The sequence below is a fragment of the Alcaligenes sp. GW821-FHT11D07 genome, assembly GCF_058808495.1.
The window spans coordinates 204,782-230,199 of sequence record NZ_JBXART010000001.1; the positions used below are offsets into that span (position 1 = coordinate 204,782).

General features: G+C 56.0%; 23 protein-coding genes. 15 read left to right on the top strand and 8 right to left on the bottom strand.

Annotated elements, in window-relative coordinates; genetic code table 11:
* Nucleotides 1-10: 10 nt before the first annotated feature.
* The 5 genes from AC1RSM_RS00915 to AC1RSM_RS00935 all read right to left on the bottom strand — a co-directional run bounded on the left by AC1RSM_RS00915 (nt 11) and on the right by AC1RSM_RS00935 (nt 7,428).
* Entirely contained in the window at nt 11-739 is a 729-nt protein-coding gene (locus AC1RSM_RS00915) for a hypothetical protein (RefSeq protein WP_492928566.1), read from the bottom strand.
* Nucleotides 740-843: 104 nt separating this feature from the next.
* The gene (locus AC1RSM_RS00920; protein WP_492928567.1) at nt 844-2,844 is read right to left on the bottom strand and encodes a collagen-like triple helix repeat-containing protein; all 2,001 of its coding nucleotides are present in this window, start codon (nt 2,842-2,844) and stop codon (nt 844-846) included.
* Between the two features lie 229 nt (nt 2,845-3,073).
* Nucleotides 3,074-3,664 carry a MarR family winged helix-turn-helix transcriptional regulator gene (locus AC1RSM_RS00925; protein ID WP_492928569.1) on the bottom strand — a complete coding sequence of 197 codons (591 nt, stop codon included), beginning with the start codon at nt 3,662-3,664 and terminating at the stop codon, nt 3,074-3,076.
* Nucleotides 3,661-5,427: a collagen-like triple helix repeat-containing protein gene (locus AC1RSM_RS00930; RefSeq protein ID WP_492928571.1), complete on the bottom strand. Its 1,767-nt coding sequence runs from the start codon at nt 5,425-5,427 to the stop codon at nt 3,661-3,663. Before AC1RSM_RS00930 ends, AC1RSM_RS00925 begins: the two co-directional genes overlap by 4 nt.
* 327 nt (nt 5,428-5,754) lie before the next feature.
* Complete coding sequence (locus AC1RSM_RS00935) at nt 5,755-7,428, bottom strand: ShlB/FhaC/HecB family hemolysin secretion/activation protein (RefSeq protein WP_492928573.1); 1,674 nt, start codon at nt 7,426-7,428, stop codon at nt 5,755-5,757.
* 761 nt (nt 7,429-8,189) lie between these two features.
* On the opposite strand from AC1RSM_RS00935, the gene AC1RSM_RS00940 reads away from it, so the two are divergent.
* The 15 genes from AC1RSM_RS00940 (at nt 8,190) to AC1RSM_RS01010 (ending at nt 22,696) form a co-directional block, all read left to right on the top strand.
* Nucleotides 8,190-8,372 carry a Flp family type IVb pilin gene (locus AC1RSM_RS00940; RefSeq protein ID WP_492928576.1) on the top strand — a complete coding sequence of 61 codons (183 nt, stop codon included), beginning with the start codon at nt 8,190-8,192 and terminating at the stop codon, nt 8,370-8,372.
* A gap of 70 nt (nt 8,373-8,442) precedes the next feature.
* Entirely contained in the window at nt 8,443-8,946 is a 504-nt protein-coding gene (locus AC1RSM_RS00945) for an A24 family peptidase (RefSeq protein ID WP_492928577.1), read from the top strand.
* Nucleotides 8,928-9,458, top strand: coding sequence for a TadE/TadG family type IV pilus assembly protein (locus AC1RSM_RS00950; RefSeq protein ID WP_492928579.1), 531 nt, complete (start codon nt 8,928-8,930; stop codon nt 9,456-9,458). The genes AC1RSM_RS00945 and AC1RSM_RS00950 overlap by 19 nt, the downstream gene beginning before the upstream one ends.
* Nucleotides 9,455-9,946 (top strand): TadE/TadG family type IV pilus assembly protein, encoded by a 492-nt coding sequence (locus AC1RSM_RS00955; RefSeq protein WP_492928581.1) that lies wholly within the window; start codon nt 9,455-9,457, stop codon nt 9,944-9,946. The genes AC1RSM_RS00950 and AC1RSM_RS00955 overlap by 4 nt, the downstream gene beginning before the upstream one ends.
* On the top strand, nt 9,943-10,896 hold the full coding sequence (gene cpaB, locus AC1RSM_RS00960; RefSeq protein ID WP_492928584.1) for a Flp pilus assembly protein CpaB: 954 nt from the start codon (nt 9,943-9,945) through the stop codon (nt 10,894-10,896). Before AC1RSM_RS00955 ends, cpaB begins: the two co-directional genes overlap by 4 nt.
* Nucleotides 10,897-10,980: 84 nt before the next feature.
* Entirely contained in the window at nt 10,981-12,315 is a 1,335-nt protein-coding gene (locus tag AC1RSM_RS00965) for a type II and III secretion system protein family protein (protein WP_492928585.1), read from the top strand.
* 41 nt (nt 12,316-12,356) lie between these two features.
* Complete coding sequence (locus AC1RSM_RS00970) at nt 12,357-13,610, top strand: CpaE/TadZ family protein (protein WP_492928587.1); 1,254 nt, start codon at nt 12,357-12,359, stop codon at nt 13,608-13,610.
* A gap of 27 nt (nt 13,611-13,637) precedes the next feature.
* The gene (locus AC1RSM_RS00975; protein WP_492928589.1) at nt 13,638-14,972 is read left to right on the top strand and encodes a TadA family conjugal transfer-associated ATPase; all 1,335 of its coding nucleotides are present in this window, start codon (nt 13,638-13,640) and stop codon (nt 14,970-14,972) included.
* On the top strand, nt 14,973-15,896 hold the full coding sequence (locus tag AC1RSM_RS00980) for a type II secretion system F family protein (RefSeq protein ID WP_492928592.1): 924 nt from the start codon (nt 14,973-14,975) through the stop codon (nt 15,894-15,896).
* A 9-nt stretch (nt 15,897-15,905) separates the two neighbouring features.
* On the top strand, nt 15,906-16,886 hold the full coding sequence (locus AC1RSM_RS00985) for a type II secretion system F family protein (protein ID WP_492928595.1): 981 nt from the start codon (nt 15,906-15,908) through the stop codon (nt 16,884-16,886).
* A 5-nt stretch (nt 16,887-16,891) separates the two neighbouring features.
* Nucleotides 16,892-17,890, top strand: a complete 999-nt coding sequence (locus AC1RSM_RS00990) for a tetratricopeptide repeat protein (protein ID WP_492928597.1) — start codon at nt 16,892-16,894, stop codon at nt 17,888-17,890.
* A 25-nt stretch (nt 17,891-17,915) separates the two neighbouring features.
* A complete protein-coding gene (locus AC1RSM_RS00995) occupies nt 17,916-18,404 on the top strand; it encodes a DUF3613 domain-containing protein (protein WP_492928600.1) in 489 nt (162 codons plus the stop codon).
* Nucleotides 18,405-18,437: 33 nt separating this feature from the next.
* Nucleotides 18,438-20,501 carry a pilus assembly protein TadG-related protein gene (locus AC1RSM_RS01000; RefSeq protein ID WP_492928603.1) on the top strand — a complete coding sequence of 688 codons (2,064 nt, stop codon included), beginning with the start codon at nt 18,438-18,440 and terminating at the stop codon, nt 20,499-20,501.
* Between the two features lie 20 nt (nt 20,502-20,521).
* Entirely contained in the window at nt 20,522-21,925 is a 1,404-nt protein-coding gene (locus AC1RSM_RS01005) for a sigma 54-interacting transcriptional regulator (protein WP_492928606.1), read from the top strand.
* 60 nt (nt 21,926-21,985) lie between these two features.
* Nucleotides 21,986-22,696 (top strand): DUF2968 domain-containing protein, encoded by a 711-nt coding sequence (locus tag AC1RSM_RS01010; protein ID WP_492928608.1) that lies wholly within the window; start codon nt 21,986-21,988, stop codon nt 22,694-22,696.
* A gap of 73 nt (nt 22,697-22,769) precedes the next feature.
* On the opposite strand, the gene AC1RSM_RS01015 is transcribed toward AC1RSM_RS01010, so the two are convergent.
* The 3 genes from AC1RSM_RS01015 to AC1RSM_RS01025 are packed head-to-tail and all read right to left on the bottom strand — an operon-like array spanning nt 22,770 to nt 25,411.
* Nucleotides 22,770-23,942 (bottom strand): vWA domain-containing protein, encoded by a 1,173-nt coding sequence (locus AC1RSM_RS01015; protein ID WP_492928610.1) that lies wholly within the window; start codon nt 23,940-23,942, stop codon nt 22,770-22,772.
* A complete protein-coding gene (locus tag AC1RSM_RS01020) occupies nt 23,932-24,552 on the bottom strand; it encodes a GNAT family N-acetyltransferase (RefSeq protein WP_492928612.1) in 621 nt (206 codons plus the stop codon). The genes AC1RSM_RS01015 and AC1RSM_RS01020 overlap by 11 nt, the downstream gene beginning before the upstream one ends.
* 1 nt (nt 24,553) lies before the next feature.
* Nucleotides 24,554-25,411, bottom strand: a complete 858-nt coding sequence (locus tag AC1RSM_RS01025) for an AAA family ATPase (RefSeq protein ID WP_492928614.1) — start codon at nt 25,409-25,411, stop codon at nt 24,554-24,556.
* Between the last annotated feature and the right edge of the window lie 7 nt (nt 25,412-25,418).

Below are 25,418 nucleotides of genomic sequence, written 5' to 3' on the forward strand. Positions count from 1 at the left end.
ACACAAGTCCTTAGCGTGGTGGGCCGCCCAGCAGTCCGCTGACCAGGCCCGTGACGGGGGCCAGCAGGCTGTTATTGGCTGAGGAAGTTGCAGAGCTGTTGTTAGCGGGTAAGCCACTTAATGACTGCAGGTGATTGTTGTCTTGTAAGAGAGCAGTGGCCGCATCCGCCAGTCCGCCTGTTGCGTGACTGAGCGCGGAGGTCAATGGATAGGGGTTGTTGGGGGTGTTATGGAGCAAACCGCTGGCGCTACCCATCGCATCGCCTACGCTGTGAACGAGTAAGCCAGATGCTTCGCCCAGATTCAAAGGCAGATCAGATTGCTCAATAATCCTTCCCAGGATATCTACTGCCTCGCTCGACGAAATGTCGATTATTTCGCCAGTTTCTGAAAGGAAAACACTTTGATCAATGGCGTCCCTTATGCGTTGCTCGTAGTCCATGATCTCTTCCAGAGCTCCTACAAAAACCGGCTGATTTAAATAAAAGTAGTTAGGTCTTGTCGGAAATGCGATGTCGACTGTTCTATCAAGATTTCTCAAGGTCATTTCAGCTGGGCTGGGTGCAGCGGCCATCTCTGCAGTCCAAGAAACGTGTGACGTTGAATTGAAAACTGAGGGGAGGGCCTGCTGATCCCTTGCCAGGCCGCTGGTCTGGGCTGACACCGACACCACAGATTCCAGCAGGCTGAACAAAATGATCCCGCTAGAAGCAAAACGCTTACGTGTATTCGTAGTCATGACTTACTCCTTTTTGTGATTGGGATTGTCCGGACCTGCCAGTAAGCGCCTGGTAACTTCTGTTTGGTCACGGGCGGGGCCTTTATCAGACCCCGCCCTGTCACTTAGCGAGGAGCGCCGCCGCCCAGCAAACCGCCAAGCAAGCCGGTGACTGGGGCGAGCAAGCCGCCCTTATTGCCGCCAGCTGCTGCGCCACCACCCGCACTGATGCTGCCAGAGGCATTCGCCTCAACACTTACAGTGACGGTGCCCAGCAGACCTCCTACCAGGCCAGTAACCGGAGCCAGCAAACCACCGTTAGCCCCTTCACCGCCACCTAGTCCGCCCGTCAAGCCACCGACCAGATTGGTCACGGGAGCCAGCAATCCACCGCCGTTGGCCGCGTCACCGCCACCTAGTCCACCGACCAAACCGCCTACCAAGCCAGTGACTGGGGACAGCAAACCGCCGTTAGCCCCTTCACCGCCGCCCAGTCCGCCCGTCAATCCACCGACCAGTCCGGTCACGGGAGCCAGCAATCCACCGCCGTTGGCCGCGTCACCGCCACCCAGGCCACCCACCAAGCCGCTTACCAAACCAGTTACTGGGGCCAGCAAACCACCGTTAGCCCCTTCACCGCCGCCTAGTCCGCCCGTCAGGCCACCGACCAGTCCGGTCACGGGTGCCAGCAAACCGCCGTTGCCGGGGTCACCGCCCAAGCCACCCGTCAGGCCGCCCAGCAAACCGGTGACAGGGGAGAGCAAGCCGCCCTCACCATTCCCCGTCAAACCACCCGTCAAGGAGGCTACGGCTTGGGTTGCGTGGTTCAAAGTGTTGCCCAGTGGGTTCGTGTTGCCTTCCGTTTTGTGCAGCAGGCCGCCCAGGGATGCAACGGTTTGACCCAAGTGGTTAACCGTCCCGCCCAAGCCCAGAGGTGTCGTGCCATCCAGTTGGGTGCCGACTTGGCTTAGGCTATTGCCCAAATTACCCAGCAAGGAATTGATAGGCTGGCCGACGCCCAGGCCATCGCCCAACTGTTGGGTCACTTGGGTCACGACGGCGCCTACAGGAGCCACCACCGTATCCAAGGCTTCACCCACATTGCCCAAAATTGGATTCAAACCAATAGGCAAAATGTTGTCGACGGTCTGGCCTACGTTAGCTAGTGAAGGTTGCAAAATAGGTTGGGCATCTGCGCCACTGAGCAAGCCGTCCAGTCCCAGTTGACCGGTCAGAGGATAGAGCAGGCTACCTTCGCCCAGCAGTGAACCGGTCAATGCCGAAACGCCGCCGGTAAGATGCCCCAGAACAGCAGTTACTGGTTTCGGGTTATTGGGATCATTGTTCAGCAAGCCACCCACGCTGCCCAAAGCCCCACCCACACCGGCAACCAAGCCGCCCACACCTTGGCCCAGATTCAACGGCAAATTGCTGTTGCCCAACTGCTCGCCCAAGTTGGTAACCACATTGCCTGTTTGTCCCAGCAAGCTGTCGATAGGTTTGCCAAGACCGGTGGCGCCGCCGATCTGTTGCGTCAAGCCGGTCGCAGTGTCAACTACAGGGGAAACCACCGTATCCAGTGTTTTGCCGATTTTGCCACCGGTGTCTTGCAAACCAATTGGCAGCACGTTATCAACCGCTTCCCCAACATTGTTCAGCGTTGTTTCTAGTGGTCCAACTGTGCGGCCGGGAGGATTGCCACCGCCGTTATCACCACCGCCGTTGTCGCCACCACCGTTATCGCCGCCGCCGTTATCGCCGCCGCCGTTATCACCACCGCCGTTGTCGCCGCCGCCGTTATTGCCGCCGCCGTTATCACCACCGCCGTTGTCGCCGCCGCCGTTATTGCCGCCGCCGTTATCACCACCGCCGTTATTGCCGCCGCCGTTATTACCACCGCCGTTGTCGCCGCCGCCGTTATTGCCGCCGCCGTTGTCGCCGCCACCGTTATTGCCACCACCTGAACCGCCTGGGTCGGGGTTGGTTGGAACGGAGTTGTCTGAACCGCCCGAGGAACCGCCACCGCTCAAGCTTCCGCAGGCAGTTAACGCCAAGGTACTGACCATCAAGGTGGCCAGGAGTGTCAGGCGCAGGCCTGGTTTCTTGCTGTCGATATTTTTATACATTGCGTGCTCCAATAAATAATCGGTATGTGCTTGCTTCCTGAATCTAGTGAAGCAATTCGCGTGCCAATTTATTGGGGCCTCTGAAAGCCGCATTTATATTGAGTTTGGGCGAAAGAGGAGAGAAAAAAGAGGCCTATTTGTTACGGCTTAAAGGCCGGGGGCGGAACGTGTTACGTAACAAAAAAAGAACCGCTGACAAGCAGCGGTTCTGGTGGAGATATACAGGGGGTCAGGAAGTTCGGGGTACGAGCGCCTTGGCGTCCAGCCAAGCCTTGGTGTTCTGCCTGAAGGTACTCATGCTATCGACCAGAAAGTCATACATCGCGATCAGTTGTGCCGGATTTTGATTGGCAGCTGTGTTGATGGCCTGGTTGATCGCTCGCTCTTTGACAGCCAGTACATCGCGACACTTGTCTACTACCGGGTGCAGAGCAATGACGCGTTTGTCCAAAGGGTGGCGACCGCGAGTAATGTAGCCCCGGTGTTCCAGCCTATTGATCAATGCGCTGACTCCGCTAGCGCTCAAATCCATCAGATGTGCCAGTTGTCCGGTAGGTAGAGCATCAAACTCCATGATGTATTCCAGCGCCTTGAAATCATTGAGTGGCATGCAGGCCTCTTCAGCCAGGCTGGCTTTCAGAGCTTCGGCATAAATGGTGAATTGGCGACCCAGCATTTTGCTCAGATCCAGCAGCATTTTTTCAGATAACACGGCTTGCTCGTCAGAAAAGCTAGACCAGTTTGATCGGGCCCCGGCGCCCTGGGCGCCAGGGTGGAAATTGACTGGCAGACTTACCGGGTTCATCACTTTATTCATCATTTCTTGCCACCTCCCAGCAGGCCGCCCAACAGGCCGGTTACAGGAGCCAACAAGCCGCCATTTGCTTGGGTACCGCCTGCTGCATTACCTTCCGCTTGTACACTGACTCCGCCGGTCAAGCCGCCTACCAGACCGCCAACTAAGCCGGTTACCGGTGCCAGTAAACCACCACCCGCTTGTGCCTCTGCGCCGGCACCGCCGCCGATTGCAACACTGCCTGTGATGCCACCCAACAAACCTGTTACGGGAGCCAGCAAGCCGCCGTTGGCACCTTCACCGCCAGCCAAGCCGCCCGTCAAACTGCCGACCAAGCCAGTGACTGGAGCCAGCAAACCGCCGTTGGCACCTTCACCGCCAGCCAAGCCGCCCGTCAAACTACCGACCAAGCCAGTCACCGGAGCCAGCAGGCCACCGTTGCTTGCCTCACCGCCAGTCAGGCCGCCTGTCAATCCACCCAACAAGCCAGTGACTGGAGCCAGCAAGCCAGCGTTGGCTCCTTCACCGCCACCCAAGCCGCCCAGCAGGCCAGTGACAGGCGATAAGAGACCACCGCCTTCTCCACCTGTGATTCCGCCCAGTCCGTTTGTCAAAGAGGCGACGGCCAAGGTAGTGCTATTGAGCACATTACCCAAAGGATTAGTGTTGTCAGGCGTAGCGTGCAGCAAGCCGCCTGTGGCCGATACTGCATCCCCCAAGTGGCTCAACACACCGCCCAAGCCCAGAGGCGTGGCAGAGTCCAAGGTGCCGCCTGCCTGGTTCAGTACATTGCCTACGCCGCCCAGCAGCGAGTTGATAGGCTGGCCTACACCCAAACCATCACCCACTTGCTGAGTGACATTGGTGACGGTTGCCACTACAGGGGCCACCGTATTGTCCAACGCGGAGCCGACATCACCCAGAATCGGAGCCAGGCCCACAGGCAGAATGTTGTCGACGGTTTGGCCGACATTGCCCAAGGCTGGTTTCAAAATAGGTTCGCCAGAATCTGCCAGCAAGATGCCACCCAGCCCCAGTTGAGAGGTCAACGGGTGCAGCAAGCTTCCTTCACCCAGCAAGGCACCTGTCAGTACTTCTACGCCTTTGGTGGCGTGGTGCAGGGTATTGCCCAGTGGGTTCGAGTTCTTGGGATCGTTGACCAACAAGCCGCCTAGCGAGCTCACAGCCTGTCCCAGATGATTCGTCAAACCGCCTACACCTTCGCCCAGGTTCAGAGGCAAGCCCGATTGGCTGAGTTGTCCACCCAAGTTGGAGACCACTCCACCCACTTGTTGGGTAAGGCCATTAACCGGTTGCCCCAGACCAGTGACACCACCGACAGTGCGTGTCGTGTCCGTCACAATATTCGTGACGGGTTTCAGGGCGCCATCCAAGGTTTTGCCCAGTTCTGAGCCGGTTTTGCTCAAGTTCAGAGGAACAACGTTATCTACGGCTTTGCCCAAATTGCCCAGGGCATTTTCGGTCAGGCTGTTATTGCTGCCGCCATTGCTGCCGCCATTGTTACCACCCCCATTATTCCCGCCGCCGTTGTTGCCGCCCCCATTATTGCCACCGCCGTTATTACCACCTCCATTGCCGCCGTCACCGGGGTTGGGCAGATTGGGGTCTACAACGGGGGGACGTACGGACACTTCAAGGCCGTCCCGAACGCCTCCGCGCGAGGAGCAACCGGCCAAAGCGACCGCGCTGATGACTAAGGTGGCCACAACAGTACGTTGCAAAATCTGCTGTACCGAGGCTTTTCTTGCTGAATTCCTTGCTTTCATGTCTGACTCCGATTGGAAGTGTAGGCTCGCCCTGATGGGTCTGTTGATAGACATGAAGCAAGTACTGTGCCAATTCCCTATTTTTACTTTTTTTATTTTTATTTTTTTAATTTAATCAATGACTTATTGGTTTTTAGGTGGTGTTTGTTATTTTTCATTGAACCCTTTATGAGGTGGGTTTTCCCTTGTTTAGGCGTGTTCCGAGATCATGTTCCGTTCCTGTTACGTAACGTTTTTCGTAACACCTGGGGGCTTAATCGGGCTAGATGGGATACAAAAAAGGCCATCTTGCGATGGCCTTGGTTCCAGACAGGGGCGGGGAGAGGCTTAAAACCCGTCGTAAAAGAACAGGAAGTTGGTGTTCACGCGCAGTTTGCGCTTGTCGGAGTTGACCGGTAGATCGCCCATGGGCTTGGCCACGTTAATGTCGAACAGGTAGTGTTTGTTATTGGATAGTCGAACCCCAATAGCGGCGGAGCGTAAACGGCGATTGTTATAGCTGTTGAGCCTGTCCAGGTTGTACCAGGCACGGGCCCAGTCATAAGCAATGTAAGGCTGGATGTTATTGAGCCAGGTAGAAGAATTGGTAAAGCGACGATTCAGTTCCAGAGTGGCGCCCACGCCCTTATCGCCTGCCAGCTCACCTTGTGGATAGCCGTAGCCATGTCGCCAGGCTCCAAAGGAAACTTGTTCGGAGTTGGGCAAGACATTCGAGCTGTATTGGCCACTAGCGGAAAAGCTCATGCCAAATTGGGCGGGCAAAACGACGTTTTGTTTGAACGCTGCCGTCCAGCGGGTGAAGTTCAGATCCAGGTCAGACTCCAGGTCGCGTTGCAGATAGGTATTCAGACTCTTGCGAGCACCCATTGCATCCAAGCCTTTGTAGGCCCCCAAATTCAGTTCCCGTGATTGCCGTTGCGAGGCATCGGTATAGCGCAGTTCAGCTTTCAGGGCACGGACGTCTGTCGTATTTTCAATCCAGACATTGTCCAGGGTTTTGTGGGTGTAGTCGTCCAGGGAGCGGCTGGCATAAAAACCAGCTGTGCCTTTCAGGCTGCGCTGATTGCTCAGAATAAAGGGGTAGCTGATTGCAGCCCCCACACGCTCGTTGATCACCTTTCTATTCCAACCCTGACTTTCAAGGACTTCGTCACGCGGTTTGGAGCGGTAGTGGTAGCCGTCGATTTCCAGTGCCAAACCATTGCCGCTGAGTGGGATGGTCAGGTTACCGGCGATGTAGTTCACGTCCTCGGAGCCAGTAGGGATGGCAGCGGTCAGCTTCAGCTCTTCGCCCAGCGGTGTCAGGCTATTGGCGCTTAGCTGCACGATCGCCTGTTTGCTGGAACCCATTTCTGCCACGCTGGCATTGGCGCTGAAAGATTTGTGCTGGGCATTGATGAGCAACTCGGAAGCGCCATCCGTGCGCACAGGCAAGTCCAGCTTGGGATCGATTTTGAGTCCAGGCACGGTGCGCAGCAAATTCATCGTGCGCTCCAGTGTTCGTTGTGTCAGTGGCTTTTCATCCACCATGGCCTGTGCAATTCGTTCAATGCGCGCTTGGCTACGGCCTGGATCTCCTTCAATACGCACACTGCCTACGTGTCCCTCCACCACCGTCACTTTGATATGGCCTTGGGCAAAATCCTGCTGCTGCAATAGAGCAAAGGACAGGGGGTAGCCGCGTTCCTGATACAGGGCAGTGATCTTGTTCACTTCCATGATCAGTTGAGCAATGCTCAGCGTTTTGCCTGCCAATGGTTCCAGAATCGCGGTGATCTGTTCGAACGGAATACTGCGACTGCCGCTGACATCAAAACTGCGTACCACCAGTTGCTGTTGGAGTTGCTGCTGCAACTGATTTTGGGCAGCAGCAGGGGGAATAGCTAAAGAGGGGGCCCGGGTAGTGGGGGCGGGAGCATTGATGGGCGGCAAAGAGTCTACCGGATTGCCTCGTAAAGGGGCGTCGGCCAAGCTATTTGAGCTTGCGGCAGCCAGTCCCATAAATAATCCCAGGCTTGCAATCAGGCTGGGATTTTTTCTTTTAAGGCAGGCCAATGGCAAGTAGGGCTTGTGATTCATATTCTTTAATCATTATTAGCTGAAAATCGGGCGCTTTTTTCTACTGTGCCGTAGTTTGTCTTTGCTGTCACTTTTTGCTGTTTGAAAAGTGGCTGTTGTTCACTAAGGCTTAAAAACAAAGCAACTATTACATTTTGAAACCTAAAAGAATTTGGCCTTATTTGGCTTGTTCGCAAACAGTCTTTTATCACTGTATTGATGCTTACTTACGTCCTATGGGGTTTTCCCTTGGACGCAGGTAGTCGGAAAGGAAAAATGACCTTCTTTCAAGTAATTAAAAAGAACAGAGTTGTCGCTTTGCCCTAGCGAGAGTGAATTTTCTGTCACATTCTGAAATGATAAAAACGGTAACATTAGCAAATTTAGACACATTTTGGGTAAGTGAATGTTTCTAATTATCCGTTTTTTGCCGTTTTTCCATGGGATTTTGGCTGTTGTAAATACACAATCATGCGTTTTCAGTATCTTTGGGATAGAATTCGGTTGTGTATTTAACGTGTGTTACACGTAAACCCTAGTGAAAACAGTCACATACATGGGTTTAAGATGTTTTCATCTGGAAAATACAAAAATTGATAACGGTTAGTGGTGGAAGTTGCCAAAGTTGGCAAAGTGTTGTGCCCCAAAAGGGCGTCTTTTCCTCACTTTTGAGGGTAATTTTTTATTTTTAAATGGGGACAGTCATGAAGACTCAACTTCAGCAATTCTGGAATGACGAAGACGGTGCAACCGCTATTGAGTATGGTCTGATCGCTGGTTTGATCGCGGTGGCCATCATCGGTGTTTTGACCGCGCTTGGCACGAATTTGGATGGGCTATTCACAAAAGTGTCCGATGCGGTAAGTGGCGCCGATTCCGTAACTTAATAGACGGTTATGTTTTAGCATCAGCCAATTCAAGTCTGGCTGTGCCTTTTAGCTTGAATGGCTGATGCTTATGTTTGACTTAATCAATCTCTCTTTTGTTTTTTTGCTTATTTTCTTTTCCCTTCAGATTATTTATCACGATCTGAGATTTCGGAAAATATCTAATTCATTACTGGTTTTTTACTGTTTGGCGGTATTGCTGCACAAGGTGACGGTCAGCGTGCTCTATGGCCTTCCCTGGGGATGGATTGCTGGCTGGGCAGACTCCTTGATTGGCTTTGCTGGTGCCTTGCTGATTTTTTATCCGGTCTGGTTAGTGCGTTTGATGGGTGCAGCCGATGTAAAGCTGATGGCCATACTAGGCCTGGCTTTGGGATGGAAGGAAGCGGGAATGGTGGTGCTGTTTGCTACTGTTTTGGCGGGTCTTCATGCTTTGGTGCTAGTGCTGATACCGTCCTTGGAACAAAAGTATGGATTTGCTTTACCAGGGACTCGAGTTAAAGCGCGCAGTGTGCCGTTAGGCGCCTGGTTATCCCTTGCAACAGTGGGGTGGGTATGGATGCAAAATCAATAAAGCCCCCACGAGAGGGCCAATTACAACAGCGGCGTGGCGTAGCTAAAAGAAATCAATACGGGGCCTACGCGCTGGAATTTGCATTTGTGTTTCCCCTGCTATTTCTCTTCATTTATGGCTTGTTGACCTTTGGTCTGATCATGACCGCTCAACAGTCTTTAAATTTCGCTGCTGAATCCGGGGCGCGCGCCGCCCTGGTAGATCCTGGCTCAGGTTCAGGTGGTCCGATGGCGGGCCTGAATCGTTTGCAGGCCCGGGCTGACCGAGCCAGGCAGGTTGCTGCTAGCCAAGTGAAATGGCTGAGCAACTGGGTAGGCAGTGATCATGTGCGAGTGACGGCAGACCTGGTCAGTAACGAGGTCCACGTCGGCATTGAGTACGACTATCTGCTCGCTCCCCTTGTGCCGCGATTTGCTCCCAATACTCTATTTGCTTTGGTTGTGCCTGAGCAATTGAAGGGCAATGCACAAATCAACCTTCTAGTGGCGGGTGAAGTGGGGGACGCGCAATGAATCTGACCCATAAACCGCGCAGCGCAGCGAACCGCCAACAAGGTGTTGCAGCGATCGAGTTCGCCTTGATGGCGGGAATTTTGCTCCTGGTGTTCAGCGGCATCATTACTTTCAGTTCTCTCTTTCTGGCTCAACAAAAAATGACGCATTTGGTCGGTGATCTTTCTCGACAGGTGACGGCGCAAGCCATGAATCCTGAAGAGATTGCCCCCTTCATCAATAAAGAGCTTTCAGACAATTATGGCAAGGGCAAGGCCAAGAGCGATCCGTTTCTGAACTGGTTTGGAGACCTTAGCGCGAAGGTGAACTCCAAGGCCTGTCAGTCAGAGCCCAAGTACGAGTGTGCAGAGATCGCTTTGAAACTGGATCTGGAGCCTGGAATTCTTTCTCAAACCTTGGATTTGCTCACCTCTGAGCAAGACCAGGAAGATCAACTGCGCACCTTAAGTGCCAAGTCATCACTCGTACTACGGAGACAACCTCAATGAGCGGCATTATGAAGGGGGCGGCAGTCCTTTTATTGCTGATAGCAGCCGTATTGGTTGCATTTGCCCTGTATCTGGGCATGAAACCTAAACCGGAGGTGGTCCAGCCCCTCATCAGCACGCAGAACCCGGAGCCGGCGGCTACCTTGCAGGCCGTCGTGGTGGTCAAGCGCGATGTAAAAGCAGGGGAGACCTTGCAGGCCGATGCGCTGCAGTTGGCTCAATGGCCTGCTGCCCCTGCTCAGTCTTTCAACAGTCTGGAGGAGCTGAACGGCAAAACCCTGCGTTTTGACCTGGAGCAAGGCCAGCCAGTCCTGAGCAGCTTTATTGCTAAAAGCCTGGCTAGTTATCTGGATGCTGGTGAGCGCGCCGTCACTATTCCCATTGATGTGATTACCGGGGCCAGCCATCGGGTGGAGCCCGGTGATCTCGTGGATATCTTCATTACCTTCAATAGCAATAACGAAGTCCACGATACACAAGCCCGCCTATTGATGCCGCGTGTGCGCGTACTGGCCTATGGCGGTGCGTCTTTGTCCGGGCCGGACAAAGAGGAAGCTAACCCCAGTCGTGCTGATACTCAGGCCCGTCACGCCATGCTGGCCGTACCGCTGGAGTCGGTGAACGAACTGCTGTTGGCCAGCCGCAGCGGCAGTCTGCAGTTGGTCTTACGCGCTCCGATGGACGAAAGTCTGCCCGACGCCAGCCTGTTCCCTGAATTTGCCGGTTTGATTCCTGCCCGCGCGGGTTTGGACGCCGATCAGCGTGATGCTTTGAAGCTGCCTGATAACCGAGCCATGGCTGGTTTGGGACTGCGTGAGTTTGCGATCAGCCAGACTGAGAAAGAACAGGAACGGGCACGAGCCGTGAGTAGCTCCGGTGAGCGCCAGGCGGCACCGCCACGTCGTACCGAGGTGATACGTGGTGGCCGTTTAGAGCTTGTTGAGCATTGAGCAGGTCATAGCTTGTAGTGGGGACGGGTCAGCCTGCTTGGCTAGGTTGACGGGAAGCGACGCAAGGCAGCATGGATTAAACACATGAAACAGAAAATCAAAAAATTGGGTCTGGGTTTGGGGTGCTGGTACGCGCTCTGCTTGGGAGGGCTGGTACCGGTGCCGGTGATGGCGCAGTCGACTCAGGCCAGTGCCGGCCAGAAAGTAATTCGGCTGGTGGCCAACGATCAGGATATTTTGCGCCTGCCACAAGTGCCTCAACGTCTGGCGATCAGTGATGACAGTGTGGCCGATGTGCAGTTGCTGTCCTCATCGGGCGGTCAGGGAGGCGAGATCCTGTTGATCGGTAAGCGACCTGGTACGGCGGATTTACGTGTCTGGATGCCGGGCCGCAGTACCCCGGAGCGTTGGACGGTGGAAGTCAGCAGCCAAGTGCAGCAGCAGCTGTCGCAATCGGGCCGTACCATGTCTGCCCAGGTGTCCAGTGCAGGCCAGCAGTCTTTGATTACCGGCAGCAGCCCATCTTTGCTGGAACATCAGGATGCTATGGCCGCTGCCCGCTCTGGCGCTGGGCCTGATGCGGCGGTATTGGATCTCTCGGAGGTCAGCGCCAGCGGCATGGTGCAGGTGGAAGTTAAAGTGGTTGAGGTGTCCCGTGAAGTAATGAAAGACATTGGCCTGAGTGCCAATGCTATTGGCGGCAAACCCTGGTCCGGTGGTATGAATTTGTTGCCCGGCGCGCTGAGCGGTGGTTTGAGCGTGGCGTATAACTCGCGCAACTTCAGTGCCACGCTGAATCTGCTGGAGCAAAACGGCCTGGCCCGCGTGCTGGCGGAACCGACGCTGGTGGCCATGTCCGGCCATAGCGCCAGCTTCTTGTCCGGCGGCGAAATTCCTATTCCCAGCTCCGGTGGTTTAGGGACTACCACCGTGGAATACAAGCCTTTTGGTATCGGCCTGACCGTGACGCCTACTGTCTTGTCGCCAGACCGTATTGCCCTGAAGGTAGCGCCAGAAGCCAGTGATCTGGATTACACGCGTGTGGTGGAAATGCCAGGTGGCGGTGTAATGCCATCGCTGCGTACTCGCCGTGCGGACACCACAATTGAGCTGGGCGATGGCGAAAGCTACATCATCAGTGGCTTGGTCTCGCGTCAAACCGCTGCAGCCGTAAAAAAGATCCCTTTCTTGGGTGATTTGCCCATTCTGGGCAGTTTCTTTCGCAATGTGCAGTACAGCCAAAAAGAGCTGGAGCTGGTGATTGTGGTGACTCCGCGCCTGATCAAACCCATCAAGAAAGGCGCCACGATTGCCTTGCCGGGTGGACGTCAGGAAAAGCTGGATGATGCGCCCAATGCCTGGGGTTACTTTTTGCTGGGTCGTCATGGCTACGAGCAGATGCCAGGGTTTTCGCGCTGAGCGCTTGGAGTAGTGAAGTGCATCGATACCGGGAATATCTCTTGTGTACAGAGCACCCTGAGCTGGCTGTGGCAATCAACACGGCAGCCGCAGGCCTGTTGACGGTGCGGGCGATTGAGCCCACTACCGAGAACTTGCGTAGAGAGCTAGCCCAGCAGCCCGAGCCTTTGGTCTTGTTCGATTTTGTGCACAAGCAGCAGGGTGAGGAACACGGGCCGATTGTTAACTTGGTACGCAGCCTGGCCCGTCTGGATGCCACTGTGCAGCGGGTAGCGGTAGGGCGTGCTTCGGCCCCTCAGGGGCCGGTGAATGCCTTGCGGGCCGGTGCAAATGAGTTTTTGAGTCTGGATAGCACTGAGGACCTGCATCAGCAGTTGCAAGTCTTGATCGAGAGGCTGGGCCAAACCCAGCAAAGCCCTTTATTGGACAAGCCTTTTCGTAGTGTGCTGGTGATGGGAGCGCGAATTGGGGTGGGTTGCAGCACCACAGCCAGCAGTCTGGCCTGGCTTTTGCAGCAAGAGATGAACCGCATGGGTAAAGAGGTGCGCGGTGTGGCGTCTGCCAAACCGTTGCCGGTAGAACTGGTGCCGTTGAGCGAGCGGGTGGGTCTGCTGGATCTGGGGGCGCCGACCGGAGACTGTGCCTTGTATATGGGCTTGGGATCGGAGTTTGATTTTATTCAGGCGGCCTCCCAGCGTCACCGCATGGACGACACCATGCTCCATTCCGCGCTGGCGCAGCATAGCAGCGGGCTCAATTTGCTGTCTTTGCCCGCCGACGTGAATACCTTGAATCAGATCAGTCTGGAAGACTCCTTGGGCCTGTGCAGTTATCTGCGTGAGCGCATGGGATGTCTGGTGATTGATGCCGGCGGCTTTCCGAATCCCCGTTTTTTGGTGGAGCTGGAGTCGCTGGTGGATGAAGTGCTGGTAGTGACTGACCAGAGCATGGGGGCGCTGGTGTCCCTGGCCGAATTCCTGGCCCTGCGCACTCAGTTTGATGCGCTGGCTAATGTACGTTTAGTGGTTAATCAGTTCGATCCCGCTTACGGGTTTTCTGGCTCGGCCATTGCCGAGCGCTTTGAACTGGATTTGGCTGCTGTGTTGCCGGACCGGCGGCTGGGCCACAGGCGCAGTGCCAGTCTGGGCAAGATTTTGGTGCAAGTCGATGAGAAGGACCCTTATTCCCGCGCCATGCAAGCCCTGGCAACGGGTTTGTCGGGGCGCAGGCAGGTGCTGTCGCAAAACAAGGTGGGTTCGGTTTTGGGACGGTTGAAATTCAGGTTCGGGGGCTGAGCAGGCCCAAGCATGGAAAAGTAAGGCATGAACAATACTTCATTGCTCGGTGGGCGTCCGGACCTGATTCAGGTCCGGGAACAGGCTCACGAACATTTGCTGGCTCGTATCGAAGAGTTAGGGGCCGAGTTTGGCCGTTGGACACGGCAGGCGATACAGGACTTTGTTGGTATCGAACTGGCCAGCTTCGTGCGCTTGAAACGGGTGCCGGTCAACGAACAGGAAGTTCGCGAGATCGTGCAGGCCTTGACTCGCGAGTTGGCGGGCCTGGGGCCGCTGGAGGACTTGCTGGAAGATCCGGCTGTCGAAGATATTTTGATCAACGGCTATGACAAGCTGTTTGTGTCGCGTGCCGGAGTTCTGGTACGAGAGCCCAGCGGCTTTACTGATGATCAGCATGTGCTGCGCATTGTGCGCCGCATTCTGGCTCCGTTGGGGCGTCGTCTGGATGAGTCCGTGCCGATGGTCGATGCGCGTCTGCCCGATGGCGGCCGCTTGAACGTGGTGATCCATCCCCTGGCGGTAGATGGCCCCATGGTGTCCATCCGTAAGTTCCGCAAGGACCCGCTCAAACCCGAGGACCTGATGCGTCTTGGGGCATTTGATGAGCCTGTTGACCGACTGCTGCAAGCTGCGGTGGCGTCGCGCTGCAATATCTTGATCTCGGGCGGGACCAGCTCGGGTAAAACTTCTTTGCTCAATGCCCTGGCTTTTTATGTTCCCAAGAACGAACGTGTGGTGACCGTGGAGGATACGGCGGAGCTGGCCTTGAACCACCCACACGTAGTGCGCCTGGAAGCACGTCAGGCTGGCTATGACGGCAGTGGCGAAATCTCGATTCGTGAGCTGCTGCGCAATAGTTTGCGTATGCGTCCTGACCGGGTGGTGGTGGGAGAGGTTCGAGGCGCGGAAGTGATCGACATGCTGCAAGCCATGAACACGGGCCACGAAGGATCAATGGCGACAATTCACGCCAACTCTCCGCGTGAATGTGTTTATCGCGTTGAAATGCTGGCTGGTTTTGCGGGCTTCCAAGGCAGTGAAGACAGCCTGCGCCGCCAGATTGCCAGTGCGCTGGATTTCATTATCCAGATTGGCCGTCTGCCCAATGGCAAGCGCCGCGTGTTGTCCATTACCGAAGTAACCGGGATGGGCGATGGCGTGATTGCCATGCAGGAACTGTACCGTCACGAGACTTATGTGCTGGACGATGGGACCGAGCAAGATCGCTGGGTCAGCCTGGGGATTCACCCGCATACGCGCAAGTTGACACAGTACAAGGATCAGTTAAGCAACGAGCAGGCTCAGGCCCAGGACAACGCGACCAAGGATGGCGGTGGCTTCTGGGATTGGAGGCGCTAAATGACCGCTTTGTTCATTGCTATTTCAGCGGTGATCCTGATGTTGGGGGCCTTGTTGCTGTGGGCCAAAGGGGCCCAGCGGCAGCAGGCACAGCGCTCGGCACACGTGCTGGAGCAGCAACTGGCTTTGCGTCCCACGGCCCAGAGCAGCGTGCGGGCGCAGACCGTCACCCAGGATGCCTGGCTGGGTGCGCCCAAGGGCTGGCGGGAGTTCATGCTGCGCACGGGTATTCAGCCCTCACGCCGTTTCTACCTGATTCTGCTGCTGGGGACTCTCGTGCCTCCCGCCATTTTGCTGGTGTTGGTGGGGCCCGTGGCTGGCGGAGCGATGCTGGTGGCGACCTTGTTGGGTGCCTATACCTTTCTTTGGTTTCGCAGCGATAAGCGTCATCGCAAGATTGTTTCGCAGATTCCGGACTTTCTGGATCTGATGGTGCGCTTAATCACCATTGGCAACAGTATGGGGGCAGCGTTTTTGAATGCGGCCGATAACACGCCGCTGCCTCTGGGGGCTGTGCTGCAAGATGCCAATTCCTTGCATCGTTCAGGGCAGGATTTGGACGTGGCCTTGCGTGCTGTGTCGCGTCAGCATGGCTTGCATGAGCTGTTTTTGGTGGCAGCGGTCATCAGCGTGGCAATGCGCTTTGGTGGTCGCAGTGACCAGACCATGGAGCGTATGGCCGGTTTCATGCGTGACCGGGAAAACGCCCGTAGCGAACTGGTGGCCTTGTCAGCCGAGGTGCGTTTATCTGCCTGGATTCTGGCGCTGTTACCGATCCTGATCGGTATCTACATTTTGATTTTCAATAACGAACTGTTTTTGACCATGTGGCATGACCCTGTGGGCTTTCGCATGCTGCTGTTTGCGGCTGTGTTGCAGGGGGTGGGTTGTTATTGGCTTTATTGGATGGCACGCAATGTCTAGGAGCAAGACATGATGGCCTTGGAAGCACAAACCGTTCTGGTCTGGGGAGCTGTAGCTTGCGCTTTGGCCGGGCTGATCCTGTTTGCCCTGTGGTTTCACCATTATTGGCAGCAGCGGCAGCAGGCTCTGCGCTTGAGCCAGGTGGTGGATGAGCGTCTGAAAGGTGCACCGCATATGGCGCAAGCAGGTAGCCAGCCTCGTCCGACGGTGGAGCAGATCAAGATGCAGGCAGGCAGCTTGGGGGAGCGCTGGTTACAAGGGCGCTTTGGTTCCAGCCTGCTTAGCGATGAAGACCGGCTGCTGATTATGAATGCGGGCTTCAAGCACATTGATGTGGCGCGCCAGTACTTCGTCTTGAGCCGGGTGGGCTTGAGCCTTGTTTTCATTGTCCTGTTCAGTTTTTTACCCATGACCCGCAGGCTCAATGATTTCGTGCCTTTTGTGTCGGTGTTCATTGGTTTTGCACTGGGCTGGATGATGCCCAAGTGGTGGCTGCTTCGTCGTGTGAGTCAGCGTCGCATACGTATTGCTGCCGAGCTTCCCCTGTTTGTGGATTTGCTGCGCTTGCTGCAGGGCGTGGGCCTGTCGATGGACCAGACCTTGCACACGATTGAGCGCGAATTTCACGATGTGATTCCGGTGATGGGTTCGGAACTGACGATTGCCGTGGAGCAATACGCCCGTGGCCGGACACGAGAGCAGTCTTTGGAGCGGCTATCCAGCGGCTTTACCAACGAAGACCTGGCGGTGATATGTCGCCTGATCGTGCAGGTAGACCAGCATGGTGGTGCGATGCAAGAACCCTTGCACCGTTTTGGTGTGCGCTTGCGTGAACAACGCCGCCTGGAACTGAAAGCGAAAGTGGGCAAATTAACGGTGAAGATGACCGGCGTCATGGTCCTGACTTTGCTGCCCGCTCTACTCATTATTACCGCAGGGTCGGGTTTTCTGGCCTTGTTCCGTGGCTTGAGCCAAGTGGCCGGAGGATGACTTTGATGAAAACGTCTATATGGATTCGTCCCGTGATGCGCTGGGCGGCACTGGGTTTAAGCAGCGCTTTGCTAGTGGCTTGTTCCACCACTGAGTCCGCTTACGAGCTGGTCCGTCAGCAGCAAGAGCAAGAGGCCTTTTTGCAGAGCAAAGAGATTGAACAGTGGGAAAAGCGCAGACCCAGCGATAAGCAAATGGCGGTACGGATGCTGGAAGAGACACAAAAGCAGGGGCGCTACTTTGCCTCTCTCGCCTACGCCGATTCCATGGAAAAAGAATATGGCTCCGACCCGGAGGTGAGGGTGCTGCGCGCGGAGGCGCTGCGTCAGACCGGGCAGTTGGAGCAGGCGGCTCAGACCTTCAACAGCTTGCTCAATACCCCGGTTGCCGGTCGTGCTTACCAAGGGCTGGGGCTGATTGCTGGCTCACAAGAACACTTTGAGCAGGCGGCGCATTACTTGAAACAGGCCGCGCAATTGGACCCGACCAACGCGGTTGTGCAAAGCGATCTGGCCTATGCCTATTTGCGCTCCGGTCAACCGCAAGGGGCTCGCCTGGCTTTGGGCAAAGCTGCGGAGTTAGCCCCGGATAACCCCAAGATTCTTAGCAATATGGCCTTGTACTTGCTGGTAAGCCAAGAGACCCAGCGTGCCACCTTTGTGATGCAGCAGGCGGGGATGGACGAGGCCACGCAGCAAGCGATTGCACAGATAGCGCAACAGATAGGACAGGAGCTGGAGCAACTGCATGCCAGTCAGCAATTGCAAAAACAGCAGGAGCTTCGCATGGCCGCTGCCGCCAAGGATGAGCAGGCACGCGCCCAGGCGGTGGCCTTGAGTCCGGCCCCATCGGCCGCGGCTACACAGGTGGTGCTGAATCGTTCGGCTCAGCCCCAAGGCAATGCAGTGGCACGCAGCGGGCAAACCGTCGTCTCATCGTCGCAGGCCGGTCTGAACCGGCCTTTGCTTGAGAGTCTGGGCCCCGTGTCTTATTCAATGAACTGATTGCTGTTTTTTCAAGGATATTGCTATGAACCGATCCCGCATTTTGCTCTGCTGCTCCTTGCTGATTGCCAGTGGGGCCTGGGCGCAAACACAGCCGCCCATAACGGGGGCGATGGCTACCGGAACCAATTCCTATCCAGTGAGTACCAGCCCGGCTGCCGCCAGCAATCAGGGAGTGCACACACCGGCCGCTGCTGCCGAGCCTGCTGAACCCGCCGCACGTCAACCATATGAAAAATACCGTTTGAGTGACGCTGAAGTGCACCCTTGGCCGGAGGTGGAAGGCTTGCCCGTGCATGTGCAAAACGAGCGTCGCCATATTCCGCCACGGCTGGAAGTGGGGCAGGAGACGCGTAGCTTGCTTAGCATGCAGGCCGACCCGGATCGTGAAGGTGCAGTGCTCCCCGTACACGGTGCGGCGGCCAATCTGGCTTGGGAACGTTACTTGAACAGCTTCAAGCATCCCATTCCGGAGTACATGAAAGAGCGCATCAAAACAAACGGTAGTGAATAAGCCCCTTGGGGCAGAGCGGGCCAGGAGAGCGACATGAAATGGGGAAAAACTCGAACCCGGAGTGAGCAGGCGCACAAGCAGCAAGGTTCAATTATTGTGCCTGCGGCGGCGGCCTTGTTTGTGGGGCTGGTCCTGCTGGGGGCTGCGCACCTGGGACACAATTTCTCCGTCAAGCGGGATTTGCAAAATGCCGCTGACTTGGCCGCGTTGGCCGGTGCCCAAGCTTTGGGTTCAGGGGACGAGATGGGGTGCCAGCAAGGGCAGAATATGGCTCGCTTTAGCTTGCGCAGCCAGTCTGGTTCACCCGCGGCTGGTTTGACGGGTAACGGCGCTCAAGTGCTGTGCGGTAAATGGAAGGGGGGCGACGCCGCTTCTGGGCAAAGCTTTACGCAGGTCTTGCCAGCCGATGCCGTTCAAGTGCGCTTGAGCTATCAGCCACCTTCCTTATTCCCTTTCTTCACTTCCTCAGTGATTGAGGCTGTTGCCACCGCCAAGAGCAGTGAGCCTGTTGCGACCTTTTCTGTCGGTAGCCGCTTATTGTCTTTAAAGCGCAATGGTTTGGTCTATAACTTGTTGCGCGGCGTGGGCCTGCGCCCGGATCAGTTGAACGTGCTGGACTCTGCGGGTTTGGTCAACGCCAAAATTACGCCCTCTGGTCTGTTGAAAGCCCTGGGTCTGCCAGCCACTGTTATTGCTGGCGTTGGTACGCCAGAGGAATTGGCTCGATTGGAGCAACTGACTCTAGCTGATTTGTTGAACGCCAGCCTTGAATTGTTGGATCAGAAAAAGACGCTGGGGCTGGATGTAGGGGCGTTGCAGGACTACATCAAACTGCTGCTTGGCGTCGGTCCGCTGGACCTGCCTGTCAAATTATTGGGTGAGGGTGGCATTTTGGCCCTGATCAACGGCGTAGACCCCTTGTCGGCGCTGAATGTGAATCTGGACGTGTTGCAACTGGTCAATACAGGCTTGGTGGTTGCCAATGGCAAAAACCTGATTGATTTGAATCTGACCGCACTGCCTTCAGGCTTGTTCAACAACACCTTGGAAGTGCGCGTCCGTGTGGTGGAACCGCCCAGTATCGCTATGGGGGGAATTGGGACGAAAGCCAATTCGGCCGGCGTACGTGTTTATCTGAAGTTGGATACATCCAATATCCCGGCAGTGGGACCGATTCTGAAGGTGCTGGGCACTCAAGTTAGCCTGCCTATCATTATCGAGCTCTCGCAAGCCACGGGGGAATTGGTCAATGTGTGCAGACCACCTATTGAAGATAACCAAGCCACCATTGCCGTCAGCTCTTCGCTGGTGAACGTGTGTCTGGGCAAGTTCCCGCACACGGACTTTTTCTCGGCCACCAATAGTTGTAAGGACGAGTCCTTTGGTCAGATCCAGCGTCATCGCGTGATCAATGTGCTGGGTATTTTGCCCTTGACGGCTAAAGTCACTTTGCCCCTGATTGACACGAAAAATCCGGTGCATGTGACTTTGACAGCCCCTCCGGGCACGCCCTCGGAAAAGACGGTAAATGCCACTCAGTTGGACCTGACCCGTAGCGTGAGTCTGCTTTCGGATGCGGTGCTGTCGGGTATTTTGGGGGACTTGCTCAATACGCCCTGGAGCGGTGCGTCGGGCAAACGTCAGATGGCGGAAAGTCTGGTGGGTGACGGGGCCGGGCGATCGGTGTCTGCGGTGGTGAACGAGATGAACTGGTCCAAGGAGCGGATGGATCAACTGGCCCGCACCATGAGCCAAAATGGTTTGATTGGTATCTTGGGCGGCACTTTGGGCTTTGTTGATAATTTGTTGACGACCTTGCTGGGAGCCCCCTTGAGTGATCTGGCGTGTGTGATTGGCGGTATCGGTGGCCAAAAAGCAATGCGCGATTGCCGCACGGGAGCCGTGGAAACGTTGGTCTTTAAAGACTCGAACCTGGTCGGTGCGGTGCTCAGCCTGGTCATCGCCTTGCTGGACCCCGTCTTGCAGGCCCTGAGTGCACTGCTGGAAGGGCTGCTGAACCTGCTGGGCTTAAGCCTGGTCGAGGCCGATGTGAAACTCCACGATGTGCAGTGCGGTACTGCCTATCTGGTGCAGTAGGGAAGGGGGCATACACCGTAATGAGTGTCAGCTTTATGGGAAATGAACCTGTTTTATACGTCTGGGAGGGAAGCTCCGATCTGGCTGCGCGTGCTGAACGCGCCTTGGAACCCAGCTCGGTAGCTGTCATGCGCGTAGAGCCTTCATTATTGTTGGACTCGCAGTTGCACCCTACGACCCATGCTGTGGCGCTGGTATCTGTCAGCGTCATGGCGCAAGGGCGTTTTGAGCAGCACCAGTGGCTTGTGGAACACGCCATTCCAGTGATCTGGGTTGCCTCGGAGGACAGGGGCTACGATCCCCGCTTTTATCCTTCGGCCTATTCCTATACCTTGCCCCTGTCATTTAGTCAGGCCGAGTTACGGTCTTTGGTGGCCAAGTTGGCGGGGCTGGCGGCTCAGGTTGAGCGTGAAGGGCAGGGCGGGCCGCAACCGCTGGTGGCAGTCTCGCCCGTGATGCGAGCCTTGATTGCCGAAGCAGATATGTATGCCGATAGCGGCGCCAGTGTCCTGATTCATGGCGAGACGGGGGTGGGCAAGGAGCGTATCGCGCAGTTGCTGCATGAGCGCTCATCCCGCGCTCAGGGGCCTTTTGTGCCAGTGAACTGTGGTGCGGTCCCGGAGGGCTTGTTTGAGGCTCACTTCTTTGGCCATGCCAAAGGAGCCTTTACGGGCGCCATCGGCGCGCACAAAGGCTATTTTGAACAGGCTGATCAAGGCACCTTGTTTCTGGATGAAATCGGGGATCTACCCTTGCATCAACAGGTCAAGTTGCTGCGTGTGTTGGAGCAGCGCTCGGTCACCCGCTTAGGCTCAACCCAGCCAATTCCGGTGGATTTTCGGATGGTGGCCGCCACAAACAAGAATTTGTTAGGGCTGGTGCAACAAGGCCAGTTTCGGGCGGACTTGTACTATCGTCTGGCCGTGGTGGAATTGTTGATCCCCAATCTGGAGCAGCGTGGCTCGCAAGAGAAGATCGCAATTTTTTGTGCCTTGCTGGAGCAGGCACTGGAATGCGACGTTGAAGATATTCCGCAATGGGTACTGGATGCGGTGGGCAGCATGCGCTTTAACGGTAATGTGCGTGAACTGGCTAATCTGGTTGAACGTGTTGCCGTCATGAGCAAGCAATTTGGGGCGTGGGAGTCCGTGCAATTGCGTCAAGTGCTGGAGCGCTTTAATGCGCCTGTGATGGCACCGGCCATCGCCTTGCCGGAAGATGCCCCCTTTTTGGATAGACCTGAGCCTGTCATCAGTTTGAGTGCGCAGGAACAAGAGGAACGTAGCCGGATTATCAATGTGCTCGATTCCCAGAATTGGCGACGCCAAGATACCGCAGCGGTATTGGGGATTTCTCGCAAGGTCTTGTGGGAAAAGATGCGCAAATTCAACATAAAGGCACAAGATGCGACAACGCGCGTTTAGAATACGGGCTGTTTCTGTGTATCAAGCTAATCACAAAAAATTGATTATCAAGGGATGGGTATGGTGAACCTTAGTCAGAAGACGGCGGTGTTGCTGTCCTTGGGAGGACTTCTTTTATTGTCAGCGTGCAGCTCGGTGTCTTTGGTACAGGAGCCAGAGCGTCCCGTTGTGGCGCAAACCCAAGAGCAAGATGTTGAGGACGTGGCCCCTGTTGCTCCTCCTGCAGCCGCCCCTGCCGCTGCCCCGGCCTATCAGAACACGACTGTCGCTCAGCTACAGCAATTGATCCAGGCTCGTGGTGTGCAAGAACTGCGTACGGCCTATAACGGCCGTTTTGGTGCCAGTCTTTTGTTCGCCGCTGACAGCATGACCTACTACGTGGCCCTGTTCCAACAGCGCGAATTCTGGCGTGTCTTCAAGACCACGGATGAATCCTTGGCCGAACGCATGTACACCCAGTATCGTCAGGACACCGTGGACTATGCCGCTGCCGATCTGGAGCGCATCAAGCTGCAGGCCGAAGTGGCCAATGCTGAAAAGCAATTGAATGAAAGCGCAGACCAGTTGACGGTCTTGCAAAACGACCTGGCCTTGCAGCGTCAGCAAGAAGCCCTGGCGATTGCCCAGCGAGAAGAGTCTCGCCGTGAAGCCAATGCTTTGGCCGAGCAGGAACGCGAAGCCCGCGAGCAGTTGCGTGAATTGCAGCGTCAGATCAAGGATCTGGAGCAGCAGCGTGCCGGTATGCTGGATCAACAACGCAAGCGTCGTTAAGCGCCCGGTTATCTAGGTTTTAAAAAAGCCGCGGTGCAAAAAATGCACCGCGGCTTTTTTCTATCTGCCGGTTTTAGCGCGACAGGTAACGCATGGCTTCTTCCAGCCCGGCGCTGGTGACCGGGTACATATGGTCCGACATCAGGTTCTGAATGATGGAGATCGACTGGCGATAGGGCCAGTAGGCCTGAGGTTCAGGGTTTAACCAGGCAACGCGGGACCAATGGGCATTGATCCTTTGCAACCAGGCAGCGCCCGTTTCTTTGTTGTAGTGTTCGACCGAGCCGCCGGGTGCCATGATCTCGTAGGGGCTCATGGTGGCATCCCCCACGATGATGATGCGCCAGTCATCGTTGTACTTGCGCAGCAAATCCCAGGTGTCCAGCCTTTCATTATGGCGGCGCGAATTATGTCGCCATAGAGACTCGTACACGCAGTTATGAAAGTAATAGGCTTCCAGATGCTTGAATTCGGAACGAGCCGCTGAAAACAAGGATTCGACTTGTGCGATGTGGTCGTCCATGCTGCCGCCCACATCCAGCAGCATCAGCACATTTACGCGGTTTTGCCGCTCAGCACGCATCTGCAAATCCAGCATGCCGGCATTGCGGGCGGTTTCGCGTATGGTGCCGTCCAGATCCAGCTCATTGGCTGCACCTTCGCGGGCAAAGCGGCGCAGGCGTCGCAAGGCCATTTTGAAGTTTCGTGTGCCCAGTTCCTGCTGATCGTCGTAGTCCAGGAAGTCGCGCTTCTCCCACACTTTGATAGCTGTACGGTTCCCGGCAGAGGGGCCACCAATACGTATCCCTTCAGGGTGATAGCCACCGTGCCCAAAGGGGGAAGAGCCGCCCGTTCCGATCCATTTGCTGCCGCCGGCATGACGCCCCTGCTGTTCCTTCAGGCGCTCTTTGAACATTTCCAGCAGCTTGTCCAGACCGTGCTTTTCCAAAGCGGCTTTTTGTTCCGGCGTCAGATGGCGGGTCAGGGTTTTGCGCAGCCAGTCTTCCGGCAAGGTCTTGTCCTTGGCCAGGGCTTCCAGCTGGGGTTGGTAGAACTCGCCAAAGGCCAGATCAAAACGGTCGTACAGAGTTTCGTCTTTGATCAGGACCAGCCGGGACAGATGATAGAAATCATCCAGCGTGGGCGGCATGATGCCTTTGCAGAGCGCATCAAGCAGTGTCAGGTGCTCTTGAATGGAGACCGGCAAGCCGCGTTCGCGTAGGTGATAGAAAAAATCAAGCAACATGGTTGTGCTGCCTCAGTCTGTCGAGCAAGTGGGCACGGGTATCGGCCCACTCGCCAGCCATCAGGCTGTAGAACATGGTGTCGCGTATGGTGCCATCGCGGCGTACCGCATGGTGGCGAATTCGACCATCAAAACGTGCTCCCAAGCGACTGATAGCCTGCTGGGATTTGAAGTTCAGATGATCTGTACGCCAGCCCACTACCGCGGCGCCTAAGGTCTCAAACGCGTGTTGCAGCAAGAGCAGCTTGGCGGCGGTATTGACGTGGCTACGCTGGGCGCTTTGAGCGTACCAGGTGTAGCCAATTTCCAGGCGTCCCACGGGGGCCACAATATCGTGATAGCGCGTAGAGCCCACAGCTTGCCCTGTCAGCAGGTTGCGAACCAGAAAGGGCAGCATATGAGCTTGCTCCTGTCCTTCCAGCGCCGTTTGGATATAGGCCTTGGCTTGGCCGGGGGAAGGAACGCTGGTGACGCGTACCTTCCACAGTTCACCATCGGCCGCCGCCGCTTCCAGCAGCTCGCTATGGGCCAGTTGCAAGGGCTCAAGTCGTACACCCCAACCCTCCAGAGTCAGGGGGGTAAGAGGCTGGGTGAAAGCGCTTGCTTGCATATCAGCTCCGGCGTTGACTGCGTTGGCTCATGGCCGCCAGACGCTGCATCAAGGACAGGTCCTGTTCGTTCTTCAGCAAGGCACCGGCCATGGGGGGCAAACCATCATCCAGCTCGTGCAGGTCGCTGGCAGGGATGTCGTTGGCCAAGAGCAGGCGCAGCCAATCCAGGAACTCAGAGGTGGAGGGCTTTTTCTTCAGGCCCGGGACATCACGCAGGGCAAAGAAGGTATCCAGGGCGCTGGCCAGGATGTCGCTGCGCAAGTCCGGGTAGTGCACCGCCACAATTTGCTCCATGGTCTCGCGCTCGGGAAAGCGGATGTAATGGAAAAAGCAGCGTCGCAAAAAGGCGTCGGGCAGATCTTTTTCATTATTGGAGGTAATGATGATCAGGGGGCGGTGGCGCGCTTTGACTGTCTGGCGAGTCTCATAAACATGAAACTCCATCCGGTCCAGTTCCTGGAGCAAGTCATTGGGAAATTCGATGTCTGCTTTGTCGATCTCATCGATCAGGACAACCGTGGGTTCATCGGACTCAAAGGCTTGCCACAGTGTGCCTTGCACGATGTAGTTGCCAATGTCGCGTACCTTTTCATCGCCCAGCTGGGAGTCGCGCAAGCGCGAGACCGCGTCATATTCATACAGACCTTGATGCGCTTTGGTGGTCGATTTAATGTGCCATTGCAGCAGGGGACGTCCCAGCGCGCGGGCCACTTCCAAAGCCAGCAGAGTTTTCCCGGTACCGGGTTCGCCTTTAATCAACAAAGGGCGTTGTAGCGTCAAAGCGGCGTTGACGGCCAGCTTCAAGTCATCGGTGGCAACGTACTGGTCGGTGCCTTCAAAACGGGTCGCATTAGTCATAAATCGG